This window comes from Blautia wexlerae, assembly GCF_013300825.1.
GTDB lineage: Bacteria > Bacillota > Clostridia > Lachnospirales > Lachnospiraceae > Blautia_A > Blautia_A wexlerae_B.
In genome coordinates, this window is the sequence record NZ_JAAIMY010000003.1 from 175,087 (window position 1) to 188,188 (window position 13,102).

General features: G+C 42.3%; 10 protein-coding genes. 7 read left to right on the plus strand and 3 right to left on the minus strand.

Annotated elements, in window-relative coordinates:
• Positions 1–20: 20 nt before the first annotated feature.
• From rny to xerD, 3 genes are all read left to right on the plus strand, one after another.
• Positions 21–1,580: a ribonuclease Y gene (rny, locus tag G4417_RS03145; RefSeq protein ID WP_008704078.1), complete on the plus strand. Its 1,560-nt coding sequence runs from the start codon at positions 21–23 to the stop codon at positions 1,578–1,580.
• A gap of 161 nt (positions 1,581–1,741) precedes the next feature.
• Entirely contained in the window at positions 1,742–2,335 is a 594-nt protein-coding gene (locus G4417_RS03150) for a stage II sporulation protein M (protein WP_173682605.1), read from the plus strand.
• A gap of 263 nt (positions 2,336–2,598) precedes the next feature.
• Positions 2,599–3,483 (plus strand): site-specific tyrosine recombinase XerD, encoded by an 885-nt coding sequence (xerD, locus tag G4417_RS03155; RefSeq protein WP_173682606.1) that lies wholly within the window; start codon positions 2,599–2,601, stop codon positions 3,481–3,483.
• 85 nt (positions 3,484–3,568) lie between these two features.
• On the opposite strand, the gene G4417_RS03160 is transcribed toward xerD, so the two are convergent.
• Both G4417_RS03160 and G4417_RS03165 read right to left on the minus strand, forming a co-directional pair.
• Positions 3,569–4,600 (minus strand): 3-deoxy-7-phosphoheptulonate synthase, encoded by a 1,032-nt coding sequence (locus G4417_RS03160; RefSeq protein WP_173682607.1) that lies wholly within the window; start codon positions 4,598–4,600, stop codon positions 3,569–3,571.
• Positions 4,601–4,677: 77 nt separating this feature from the next.
• On the minus strand, positions 4,678–6,003 hold the full coding sequence (locus tag G4417_RS03165; protein ID WP_173682608.1) for a polysaccharide biosynthesis protein: 1,326 nt from the start codon (positions 6,001–6,003) through the stop codon (positions 4,678–4,680).
• Between the two features lie 178 nt (positions 6,004–6,181).
• On the opposite strand from G4417_RS03165, the gene G4417_RS03170 reads away from it, so the two are divergent.
• The 4 genes from G4417_RS03170 to G4417_RS03185 all read left to right on the plus strand — a co-directional run bounded on the left by G4417_RS03170 (position 6,182) and on the right by G4417_RS03185 (position 11,095).
• Complete coding sequence (locus G4417_RS03170; protein WP_008704071.1) at positions 6,182–6,658, plus strand: RrF2 family transcriptional regulator; 477 nt, start codon at positions 6,182–6,184, stop codon at positions 6,656–6,658.
• Positions 6,659–6,675: 17 nt separating this feature from the next.
• Positions 6,676–7,860 (plus strand): cysteine desulfurase NifS, encoded by a 1,185-nt coding sequence (gene nifS, locus G4417_RS03175; protein ID WP_173682609.1) that lies wholly within the window; start codon positions 6,676–6,678, stop codon positions 7,858–7,860.
• 55 nt (positions 7,861–7,915) lie between these two features.
• Positions 7,916–8,365 carry a Fe-S cluster assembly scaffold protein NifU gene (gene nifU / locus G4417_RS03180; RefSeq protein ID WP_008704067.1) on the plus strand — a complete coding sequence of 150 codons (450 nt, stop codon included), beginning with the start codon at positions 7,916–7,918 and terminating at the stop codon, positions 8,363–8,365.
• 195 nt (positions 8,366–8,560) lie between these two features.
• Complete coding sequence (locus G4417_RS03185) at positions 8,561–11,095, plus strand: cation-translocating P-type ATPase (protein ID WP_173682610.1); 2,535 nt, start codon at positions 8,561–8,563, stop codon at positions 11,093–11,095.
• 76 nt (positions 11,096–11,171) lie between these two features.
• Here the strand turns inward: G4417_RS03185 and G4417_RS03190 are convergent, their stop codons facing one another.
• The gene (locus tag G4417_RS03190; protein WP_173682621.1) at positions 11,172–13,046 is read right to left on the minus strand and encodes an amylosucrase; all 1,875 of its coding nucleotides are present in this window, start codon (positions 13,044–13,046) and stop codon (positions 11,172–11,174) included.
• Positions 13,047–13,102: the final 56 nt, after the last annotated feature.

Sequence of the window (13,102 nt, forward strand, 5' to 3'; positions counted from 1 at the left end):
CTAAATAAGGAGGTGCTCCTGTGACAACAACAATTATTGTTGCAATTGTCGCTGTGGTAGTCGCGCTACTTATTGCAGTTCCTGTTACTTGCAAAGTTGCTGTGAACAATAAAATCCAGAAGGATGCTGAGATTGTTGGGACAGCAGAAGACAAAGCAAGAAGCATCATAGATGAAGCTCTGAAAACAGCCGAGACTAAAAAAAGAGAAGCTTTATTGGAAGTGAAGGAAGAATCTCTCCGCACAAAAAATGAACTGGAGAAAGAAACCAAGGAACGAAGAAACGAACTGCAGAAATATGAAAACCGTGTATTAGCAAAAGAATCCGCGGTTGACAAGAAAGCAGATGCAGTTGAGAAGCGTGAAGCGGAATGTACAGCGAGAGCAGCTGAGGTGCAGAAAAAAGAAAAACGGGTAGAAGAACTTGAGCAAAAAGGAGTACAGGAACTGGAACGAGTTTCAGGTCTGACCTCCGAACAGGCAAAAGAAGAATTACTCAGATCTGTTGAAGATGATGTAAAAGTGGATGTAGCCAGACTTTACAGAGAACTGGAAAGCAGGGCAAAGGAAGAGGCAGGTAAGAAAGCTAAGGAATATGTTGTCAATGCCATTCAGAAATGTGCAGTTGACCATGTAGCTGAAACTACTATTTCTGTTGTTCAGCTTCCAAGTGATGAGATGAAGGGAAGGATTATCGGTCGTGAAGGTCGTAATATCCGTACTCTTGAGACGCTGACAGGTGTAGATCTTATTATTGATGATACTCCGGAAGCAGTTGTGTTGTCTGCCTTTGATCCGATCCGTCGTGAAGTTGCGCGTGTGGCTCTTGAGAAACTGATCGTAGATGGACGTATTCATCCGGCCAGAATCGAAGAGATGGTTGAGAAGGCCCAGAGGGAAGTAGAAGCGCAGATTCGTGAAGATGGTGAGAATGCTGCTATGGATGTTGGAGTTCATGGCATTCATCCTGAATTGCTGAAACTTCTTGGACGTATGAAATTCCGTTCAAGTTATGGACAGAATGCTCTAAGACATTCTATTGAGGTAGCTCAGTTATCCGGAATGCTGGCCGGCGAGGTTGGCGTAGATGTCCGTATGGCTAAGAGAGCAGGTCTTCTTCATGATATTGGTAAATCTATCGATCATGAAGTAGAAGGATCTCATATTCAGATCGGTGTGGATCTCTGTAAGAAGTATAAGGAATCCCAGATTGTTATCAATACAGTCGCATCTCATCATGGCGACTGCGAACCAGAATCTCTGATCGCATGTATTGTACAGGCTGCTGATGCTATTTCAGCGGCGAGACCTGGTGCAAGAAGGGAAACTCTGGAAACTTATACAAATCGTCTGAAACAACTGGAGGATATTACGAACCAGTTTAAAGGCGTTGATAAATCTTTTGCTATTCAGGCGGGAAGAGAAATACGTGTAATGGTAGTGCCGGAGCATGTCAATGATGCAGATATGGTTCTCCTTGCGCGTGATATTGCGAAACAGATTGAAGCGGAACTTGAATATCCTGGTCAGATTAAAGTCAACGTAATACGTGAAAGCAGAGCGATTGACTATGCGAAATAATATGATTGTTCATTCTGTGAACTATCATGGACAGTTCTTTGCAGATATAAACTGTGCAGATTGTATTTATACAGTCTGTGCAGTTTTTTTGTGTAAATTCTTTCCTGCAAAGACAGGCATACTTCTGAGAAATTATCAGTAAACTGGTACAGGGTGATAGAATGAAAAAAAACAGAACAGAGGTAAAAAAATTTCCTGCACTTATTTTATTTCTGGTTGGATTTCTGGCAGGAAACCTGATACCGAATATGATCTGGAGGGCAAAATGGCAGCAGAAAACATGGGCATCTGTATATTTTCTGAGTACATTTGCAGGAAGAGACACAGGCAGTCTGGAATATCTGAAAGAAATATTAAAATACAGAGGTTCTTTTTATCTGTTGAATGTGATTTGTGGATTTTCGGTTTTTGGTGCACCTCTTGCCGTTATAACACTTCTGGGATCGGGATTGTATGCAGGTATGATCATGACTGTTTCCATACTGGAATTTGGATTTGCAGGCGGTGTGATTGGTATGGGGCTTTTGCTGCCGCAATATCTGTTTTATATTCCGATCTGGCTGTACTCTCTGGAGCAGGAATGGTTCATGTCATCAGACATATGGAAGAACAGAGGACTGCTCTCCGGAAAAATAAGTATATATCTTAAGAAAGTGGGTATTGCATCGGTGGGATATCTGTTTGGAATGCTTATTGAATGTTATGTGAATCCTCTGGTTATTGGTATCATATTGGAGTATATAAAAATTTTTTGAATAGTTCATTTACTATATTTAGTATTGGTTGTCATAAAATCTCCGACATATGGTGTTTTGGGTCGAAGAAGCCTGAAATACAGGGGTTTGCGTTGAAAAAAAGGTTTGATTTTATGTAAAATAAACAGTATAATACATATACATTTATCGGAGAAGAGTAGGATTCTTGTCCTGATAAAATGCGGGGAGGATGATTTTTTATCTGATCGCAGAATTTACAGAGAAGCGGATATTTTTATTAAAGGAAATGGGAAGCGGAGAATATGGACATAGAGATAAGGGAATTTATTACATATCTGCATAATACAAAAAAGACATCAGCAAATACAGAAATCTCTTACCAGAGAGATCTGAAAAAAATGGCGGAATTTCTGAAGGAGAGGGGAATCAGAAATTATAAGGATGTGAAAGAGCTTGAACTTGAGGGATATATCAGTTACATGGAACGTGAGAAATTTGCGTCATCTTCTATTTCTAGAAGCGTTGCCTCTATGAGAGCATTTTTTCAGTATCTTTGGAAGGAGGGCGCAATCGCAGAGGATCCTGCAGATAATCTGAAACCTCCGAAGGTGGAGAAAAAAGCACCAGAGATACTTACCATAGAAGAAGTAGATAAATTACTTCAACAACCGAAGCTGGATACCCCTAAGGGGATAAGGGATTCGGCAATGCTGGAATTGCTGTATGCAACAGGTATGCGGGTCAGCGAAATGCTCCATCTGCAGATTTTTGACGTAAACCTTCAGTTTGGCTATGTGGTCTGTAATGAGAGTGGAAAAGAGAGGATTATTCCTATTGGTATTCCATGCAAGAAAGCTATGGAACGGTATCTGGAAACCGGCAGAACTGTTTTTGTGAAAGATGAGAAAGAAACAGCATTGTTTACAAATTGCTCGGGGAAAGCAATGAGCCGTCAGGGATTCTGGAAAGTCCTAAAAGGATATGCTGACGATGCTGGAATAAAAAGAGATATTGCACCACATACATTGAGGCATTCTTTTGCTGTACATATGTTGCAGAATGGTGCGGATATACGAAGCGTTCAGGAGATGCTGGGACATTCCGATATTTCCACTACGCAGATTTATCTGGGTATGAATATGAATAAAATGCGTGATGTGTATATGAAAACACATCCACGCCATTAAAAAATTAAGTTATTATTGCTGATTAAAAAAAGCTTCCATAGCCTGTTGGACTGGCTCATAGAAGCTTTTTTGTGTTATGGACTGCTTAACACATCTCAGCGATTGTATACAGAAGACGTTCGGATTCTTCCCATCCAAGACATGGATCAGTAATAGATTTTCCGTAAACATGATCACATCCGATTTTCTGATTTCCCGGTTCAATATAACTTTCAATCATAAGACCCTTTACCAGAGTGTGAAGCTCCGGATCTACCTGACGGCTGTGGAGAACCTCTTTTGCAATACGAACCTGCTGGTCATACTGTTTGTTGGAATTGGAGTGGTTGGTATCAACGATAACAGCCGGATTCTTCAGGTTCTTTTCCTGATATTTTTCCCAGAGGAGACGAAGATCTTCGTAATGATAGTTTGGAATTGCTTCCCCGTGTTTATTTACAGCACCGCGGAGAATTGTGTGAGCCAGTTCGTTGCCTGTGGTTTCTACTTCCCAGCTTCTGTAGATAAACCGATGTCCACCCTGAGCCGCTACAACGGAATTGAGCATAACTGCAAGGTCGCCACTGGTCGGGTTTTTCATACCTGCGGGAACGTCCATACCACTGACAGTAAGACGGTGTTGCTGGTCTTCCACAGAACGTGCACCTACTGCCACATAAGAAAGCAGGTCGGAAAGATAACGGTAATTTTCAGGATAAAGCATCTCATCTGCACAGGTCATACCACTGGTCTGGATTGCATGGATGTGCATTTTTCGGATTGCGACAAGTCCAGCAAGAAGGTTTGGCTGTTTCTCGGGATCCGGCTGGTGGACCATACCTTTATAGCCTTCTCCTGTTGTTCTTGGTTTGTTTGTGTAAACACGTGGAACAATCAGAACCTTGTCAGCTATTTTTTCCTGAACATTGCGTAATCTGGTAAGATAGTCCAGAACTGCATCTTCATTATCTGCTGAACAAGGACCGATGATTGCAAGGAATTTATCAGATTTTCCGGTAAAAACATCACGCAGTTCCTTATCTCTTGTATCTTTAATCGCCTGAATTTCAGCATCAATGGGATACTGATTACGGATTTCTTCAGGGGTTGGTAATTTCTTGATAAAATCGAATCCCATGGTAATATCTCCTTTGTGTCTATTTGTGTTGCTTTTTCGGGATTTATTATAAACCATTCTTATCCGAATGTCGATAGTCAAAATATTTTCGGATGACTTTGCAGTACCCTGAAGCTATGCAGGATGCAAAGAATCAGTTCGCTGCAGAGAATCCCGTACAGGTATCCCCGGATTCCCAGAATCGGGATTACGAACAGTACAAAAAAGATACGGATACAGACACTGATCACGCTGTGTATCAGGCAGAATCCGGGTTTTCCAAGACCGTTGAGTACGCTGCTGAGTGTTGTATTCAGGTACAGAAAAGGACAGATATAGGACATGGTATGGATATAGATTCCGGCTGTCCGGCTGTGAAACAGAAAATTTCCAAGGGATTCTCCCAGAAATAAAAAAATAACCATGCAAAATCCACCGAGCAGCAGGCAGTATCGGAAAATCCTGCCGATCACATATTGAATCTGCTTTTGATATCCCAGAACCTGCAACTGGGTAATTGACGGGAGCAGCATGGTTGCTGCCGAGTTTGTGAGTGTAGCAGGGAAAAGAATAAGTGGAAGTGCCATCCCTGTAAAAATTCCGTAAACACTCAGGGAATCTTTCGGAGTAAGCCCTGACATCTGCAGTCTTGTCGGTATCAGGATCACTTCAACACTTCCCAGAAGGGTAAGCAGTATTTTGTTCATGGTAAGAGGAACAGAAAGATGCAGCAGTTCTCTGAGAATGGACAGAGGCGTTCTGATATTCCGGGCCGTGTAATGAGTTACCTTAAAATGCATACTGACAGCAAAAACAGAAATAAAAGCTGAGGCTGTTTCACCGATGAGATTTCCGCCAACTGCGATTGCCGGGGTGATGTTTTGCCCCTGTGACACACAGATCATATACAGGAGATAACAGCCGCCTGTGCGGAAAAGCTGCTCCAGAAGCTGGACTCCTGCGGGAAACCCGGCCTGTTTTCTGCCAAAATAATAGCTGTTGACGCAAGTGTGGAGTGTGCTTAGCGGAATACTCAGAGACAGAATCCGTATCAGTCCGGAAGTCTGTGGCTCTTTCAGAATCTGTACAGCCCAGAAATCTGCATGTCTGTACAGAAACCAGGAGAATACCAGGGAGAAAGAGACAGAGAATATAGTTCCTACGACAAAATAATCTGCGGTATGGTATCTGGGATTTTCAGAAACCTTTTCGGCAGCAGTGAGACGGGAGATTGCAGTCTGGATACCGGAAGCACAGATGGACATAATCAGAAGCTGCAGCGGAAGTACAAGCTGAAAAATTCCAAGTCCATGTGCACCAATCGTGTGTGACAGGAATATTCTGTAAAAGAACCCCATAAGTCTGCTGAGCAGACCGGCGAATGTAAGCAGCAGAGTTCCTTTGATAAAAATTTTTTTTGACATAATGGAAAATCCGGACCTTTTTCATGCGCAGCAGATTGTTTTTAATCAAAAACAGTAACCTGCAAAAACGCTTTTACAGCAATATATGAACAAAACAGCCTTGACAGAACTGTTTCTTTCTGGTAAAGTAATCATGAAATCCGAGGGAAACACTGGGAATTAAAAACGAGGTGAGAAAATGAAACTCTCAACAAGAGCCCGTTATGGTTTGAAAGCACTGATAGATCTGGGTTTACACAGTGAGAATGAAGCGATATCTTTACAGAGCATTGCGGAGAGACAGGATATCTCCACAAGCTACCTTGAACAGCTTATGGCCATGCTTAAGAAGGCCGGTCTGGTAAAGAGCAGCAGAGGGGCTTACGGTGGATACCAGCTTGGCAAGCCAGCAGATGAGATTTCAGTCGGTGAAGTTCTGCGCGTGCTGGAAGGCAGTCTGGAAGCAGCAGCCTGTCCCGGGATTGAGAATGACGGAACCTGCCATGGCAGTGATGTATGCGTGGCGAAACTCGTCTGGAAGAGAATCAATGACAGTATTACAAATGCTGTTGATACCCTGATGCTTGGTCAACTGATTGAGGAAAGCAGAAGAGTACATGAAGAAAAAATGGGAAGTCAGGGCATGAAAGAAAATGTACCGGACATACTTAAATAAAACAGGAGGACAAGAAAATGGGAAAAATGATTTATCTGGACAATGCGGCAACAACTAAAACAGCACCGGAGGTTGTCCAGGCAATGCTGCCATATTTTTCAGAATATTATGGCAACCCGTCCAGTATTTATGATTTTGCAGGTAAGAGCAAGGAAGCAATCACCAAAGGAAGAGAGCAGATTGCAGAAGTTCTTGGTGCAAAAAAAGAGGAAATTTATTTCACAGCAGGTGGTTCTGAGTCTGATAACTGGGCTCTGAAGGCTACCTTTGAGGCATATAAATCAAAAGGAAATCACATTATCACAACAAAGATTGAGCATCATGCAATTCTTCATACCTGTGAATATCTGGAGAAACGCGGTGCAAAGATCACATATGTAGATGTAGACGAGAACGGTATTGTAAAACTGGATGAACTTGAGAAGGCAATTACACCGGAGACAATCCTGATTTCAGTAATGTTTGCAAATAACGAGATTGGTTCTATCCAGCCAATCAAAGAAATCGGACGTATCGCAAAAGAGCATGGAGTGCTTTTCCACACAGATGCTGTTCAGGCATTCTGTCAGGTTCCAATCAATGTCGACGAATGCAACATTGATATGTTGAGCTCCAGCGGACACAAGATCAACGGACCAAAGGGAATTGGTTTCCTCTACATTCGTAAAGGTGTTAAGATCCGTTCTTTCGTACATGGTGGTGCACAGGAACGCAAGCGTCGTGCAGGTACAGAGAATGTGCCGGGAATTGTTGGATATGGTGCGGCGGCAGCGCGTGCAAATGCTTCCATGAAAGAACGTACTGAGAAAGAAATCGCTATCAGAGATCATCTGATCCACAGAATTGAAACAGAGATTCCTTATGTAAAAGTAAACGGCGACCGTGTAAAACGTCTTCCGAATAACGTAAATGTCAGCTTCCGGTTTGTAGAAGGCGAATCTCTTCTGCTCATGCTTGATAATTACGGAATCTGTGCATCCAGCGGATCTGCATGTACATCAGGTTCTCTTGATCCGTCACATGTACTTCTGGCGATTGGACTGCCTCATGAGATTGCACATGGCTCTCTGCGTATGACACTCAGTGAAGAAACAACAATGGAAGACGTTGATTTCACAGCAGACAGACTGAAAGAAATCGTGGCACACTTAAGAAGTATGTCTCCATTATATGAAGATTTCATGAAGAAACAGAATAAATAATAAAACAGGCTCAATGTTAATATAAAGAAAGTCAGGATAACAGGAGGAAATACAAATGGCTTACAGTGAGAAAGTAATGGATCATTTTCAGCATCCGCGTAATGTTGGAGAAATAGAGAACGCAAGTGGCGTAGGTACAGTAGGAAATGCAAAATGTGGTGATATCATGAGAATTTTTCTTGATATCGATGATGAAACACATATCATCAAAGACTGCAAATTCAAAACATTCGGATGTGGTGCAGCAGTTGCAACCAGCAGTATGGCAACAGAGATGGTAATGGGAAAAACCATCGAAGAAGCTATGGAAGTTACAAACAAGGCAGTTATGGAAGCTCTGGACGGACTTCCGCCTGTAAAAGTACACTGCTCCCTGCTTGCAGAAGAAGCAATCCATGCGGCTTTGTGGGATTATGCACAGAAGCATCATATTGAGATCAAAGGTCTTAAGAAACCAAAGTCTGATATTCACGAAGGCGAAGAAGCAGAGGAAGAAGAATATTGATCTTAGCAAAAAATCTGAATCTGTTTGTAATCTGAAATCGTTATTTATAGAGAAGGGGCGGGTGATACTCATCATCTGCCCTGTACTTTATATTATGGTATTATATGATATCAGGGACGAAAGGTATTTTATGAAGCAGTTCCCGTAATTTTTATTATATGATGCTGCTATAAATATTTTCTGCAGGAGGTAGAAATGACAGGACTTACAAATGAACAGGTGCAGGAGAGGATTGCAGAAGGAAAAGTTAATGTCAACGAGAACCCGAATACCAGAACCTACAAGCAGATTATTTTGGAAAACACTCTTACGTTTTTTAACTTTTTAAATATTGTACTGCTTGTTCTGGTGCTGTTTGTGAGATCTTATAAAAATTCCATGTTTATGGGAATCATTCTGATCAACACAGTGATAGGTATTATTCAGGAAGTCAGGGCAAAGAAGACTATTGACAAACTTGCTATCCTTACAGAGAGTAAAACGGTAGTTTTACGTGAGGGAAAGAAGTGGAGTATTTCAACAGAGAAACTGGTGCTGGATGATCTGATTTTCTTGAAAACAGGAGATCAGGTTCCTGCTGACGTAAAGGTGCTGGAGGGAACCGTAGAAGTAAATGAGTCCCTGCTGACAGGTGAATCGGATAACCTGTCCAAAAACCGGGGAGACGAACTTTTTTCAGGAAGTTTTGTGACATCGGGGGAAGCCTGTTGCCAGGTCATCCATGTTGGAAAAGACAATTATGCATCGCAGATTACAAGTGAGGCAAAGGAATTTAAACGCCATAATTCAGAACTGCGTAATTCCCTGAATGCGATTCTGAAAGTAATCAGTATCATTATCGTGCCCATTGGCGCGATGCTGTTTTATAAGCAGTATGTAATTGTAGGGGATACACTGAAAGATTCTGTGGTAAATATGGTTGCCGCAGTACTTGGAATGATTCCGGAAGGTCTGGTGCTTCTGACAAGTGTGGCACTGACACTGGGTTCCATGGTTCTTGCCACCAAAAAGACACTGGTGCAGGAACTCTACTGCATTGAAACACTGGCGAGAGTTGACACGCTCTGTTTGGATAAGACCGGTACGATCACAGAAGGTACCATGAAGGTTGAAGATGTGCAGTTGTATGATACAGCACAGACAACTGTTGTACAACATACAGTAAAATTTGATCCGGAAACAGGGGAGCCTGTTCAGAGTGTGTCAGCATTAAAAACGGAGGTTGCGGTATCAGCAGAGAAGGAAAACGGACAGATACAGGAAACAGTAAATTCAGAAACGGTATCTCAGGAAGAAAGACAGAAATTTCAGGAAATTGACCACGTTATGGGAAATATGATGTCAGTTCTTCATGATCAGAATGCAACAGCAGATGCGCTGAGAAAGCGCTTTCCTTCAAGAAGTGACCTGAAACTGATCCATGCCATTCCTTTCTCCTCAGACAGGAAATACAGTGGTGCTGTTTTTGAAGGAAGAGGAACTTATCTGATGGGAGCTGCACAGTTCCTTTTTCCGGAAGGAAATGAAGAACTTCTGGAACATTGCAGCAGTTACGCACAGGAGGGATACCGTATCCTTGTTCTGGCTCACAGTGAACAGGAGACAAAAGGAACGGAACGCCCGACAGGACTTGAACCGTTGGGACTGTTTCTCATCACTGACGTGATACGTGAGGAAGCACCGGATACTCTGGCTTTTTTTGATAGCCAGGGAGTTGATCTTAAAGTTATCTCAGGAGATGATCCTGTGACTGTCTCTGCAATCGCAAAGAAAGCAGGACTGAAAAATGCAGATCATTATATCGATGCAACAACGATTAAAACTCCGGAAGAAATGCAGAGTGCAGTTGCAGAGTGCAGTGTATTCGGGCGTGTAACGCCACAACAGAAGAAAGAGATGGTACAGGCACTTCAGTCACAGAAACACACAGTTGCAATGACCGGTGATGGTGTAAATGACGTGCTTGCACTCAAGGAAGCAGACTGCAGCATTGCCATGGCAGCAGGAAGTGATGCAGCCAAAAATATTGCAAATGTCGTTCTTCTTGACTCTAATTTCGGGGCAATGCCTCATATTGTAAATCAGGGTCGACGTGTTGTGAATAATATCAGAAGTGCAGCATCCATGTTTCTGATCAAAACGATTTTTTCTGTTCTGCTGTCACTGATCACAATTTTCTTTGGAGATGCATATCCCTTTGAACCAATCCAGATGTCACTGATCAGTGCCTGCGCAGTGGGAATTCCCACATTTCTTCTGACACAGGAAAATAATTACAATAAGATTGACCATACATTCCTGAGGCATGTATTTATGAATGCATTTCCTGCGGCAGTAACCATTACAGGATGTGTATTTACGATCATGCTGGTCTGTCAGGGTGTATATCATTCCAACGTCATGCTTAATACAGCCTGTGTTCTGGTTACAGGGTGGAACTATATGTCTGCACTGCGTACAGTTTATTCGCCGCTGAACACATACAGAAAAGTGATCATTTATGGAATGCAGTTTGCATTTTTTATAAGTGCGGTTGTATTGCAGGATTTGTTGACACTGGGTTCTCTGGAGTTTGGAATGATCATTTTGGTATTTGTACTGATGACATTCTCTCCAATCCTGATCGAAACTATTACAGAATGGATCAGGAGGATTTATGAGAAGTCACTGGACAGAGAAGATGAAAATAAGGGATTTTTTGCAAGATTTTTGGAAAGAGTCCAGAAGTAAAAAACGAGGACAATCTGTAAAATATGCAGATTGTCCTCGTTTGCATTATGCAATCTGCGTTATGCAGATTAATGGTTTATTTTTTTCTGCACAGCCAGAAGCATCCAAATGCAGGGATCATAACACCTTTAGCTTCCATCTCATGTCCTGAGATAAGATCAGTGTATATGCCGTCATCTTCGTTGATCCATGCAACCTTATCCTGATCGCTGAAGTTATAGATTCCGATGAATTTCTCCTCTGCATTTTCGCGTACGATCGCAAGGATAGAAGAATCCCAGGTATCGATTGTACGAAGATCAGCTGTTGTATCAAAAACGCTGTGTGAACTTCTGATATGTTCCAGATGATCCAGTGCATGGAAAAGTTTTCCCTGTACTGTATCTGCGATATTTCTGTTTGGAGCAAGTGACCAGTTGAATTCTCCTCTGTGGAGATAGCGGGAATCAACTGCCTTGTCAGGATCATCTTTATAAGAATAGTCGTTTACCTGACCAATCTCATCTCCGCTGTAGATTACAGGGATACCTGACTGGGAAAGCATAAATGCATGAAGTGTGATGTCATAGCGCACACTTCTGTCAATACCAGCTACATTTCCTTCAAAACCATATTTCTCAATGCCGCACAGAGATGCGGTAGTACCACAAAGTCTTGCATCACCCAGACGTGGGTCATCATTGTAAAGTTCACCGCGGCCAAATGTATCCGGATATTTGCCTGTAAAGAAATCATTCAGGAATTTCTTATGAGAAACCTCATCGATTGAAAAATTCTTCAGGAAATCATAATCCAGTCCCCAGCCAATATCATCATGGCAGCGCAGATAATTCTGGAAGATATACTCTTTTGGAAGAGATCCCAGAATATCAAGCTGACGGCGGAGCAGAGATACATCTTTGGTTGCAACTGTGTGCCAGGTGCTTGCCATAGTAGTAACGTTGTACAGGATATGGCATTCCGGTTTTTCAAGTGTACCGAAATATGGAACAACTTTTTCAGGAGCCATGACAACCTCTCCGAGAAGAAGGACTCCCGGGCACACAATCTCGCAGATCATACGCATCATACGTACGATGGTGTGAACCTGTGGCAGGTTGCGGCAGTTTGTTCCAAGCTGTTTCCAGATATAAGGAACTGCATCGAGACGCACGATGTCAACACCCTGGTTTGCCAGATATAACATATTGTAGACCATTTCGTTAAACACAACAGGATTTCTGTAGTTTAAATCCCACTGGTATGGATAGAAAGTAGTCATGACATGCTTGTGAAGGTCATCCAGCCATGTAAAGTTGCCCGGTGCGGTAGTTGGGAATACCTGTGGACAGGTCTTCTCATAGAGAGCAGGAACATCGTAGGTATCAAAGAAGAAATAACGGTCCTGGTATTCTTTTTCACCTGCGCGTGCCCGTTTCGCCCATTCATGCTCTTCGGAAGTATGGTTCATAACGAAATCAAGGCAGATGTTGATGCCGCGTTCATGGCATTTGGAGGTAAGCTCTGAAAAGTCCTCCATAGTACCAAGCTCAGGCTGTACTGTGCGGAAATCAGCTACTGCGTAACCACCGTCACTTTTTCCTTTCGGAGATGCGAGCAGAGGCATCAGATGAAGATAATTGACATTGCATTCTTCCACATAATCCAGATGTTCCTCCAGACCTTTTAAAGTATGTGCAAAATTGTTTACATACATCATCATGCCTACAAGGTCATTGCGTTTATACCAGTCCGGATCAGCCTCACGCTTTTTATCAGATGCCTTTAATGCTGAATTTCTGCTGTTATAGAAAGCTTCCATATTAGAAGTAAGATCATGCAGATAGGTCATGACATCATCACGATCCTGATATAATTCGCAATATAACCATTTCAACTCATCATAATGTTTCTGAAAACGTTCATTATATAAAGTAAGATCAACAGGAACGTCCAGTTTAACAGGTTCCACTTTGGAAGTCTCGACCTTAACAGGTTCCACTTTGGAAGTCTCGACCTTAACAGGTT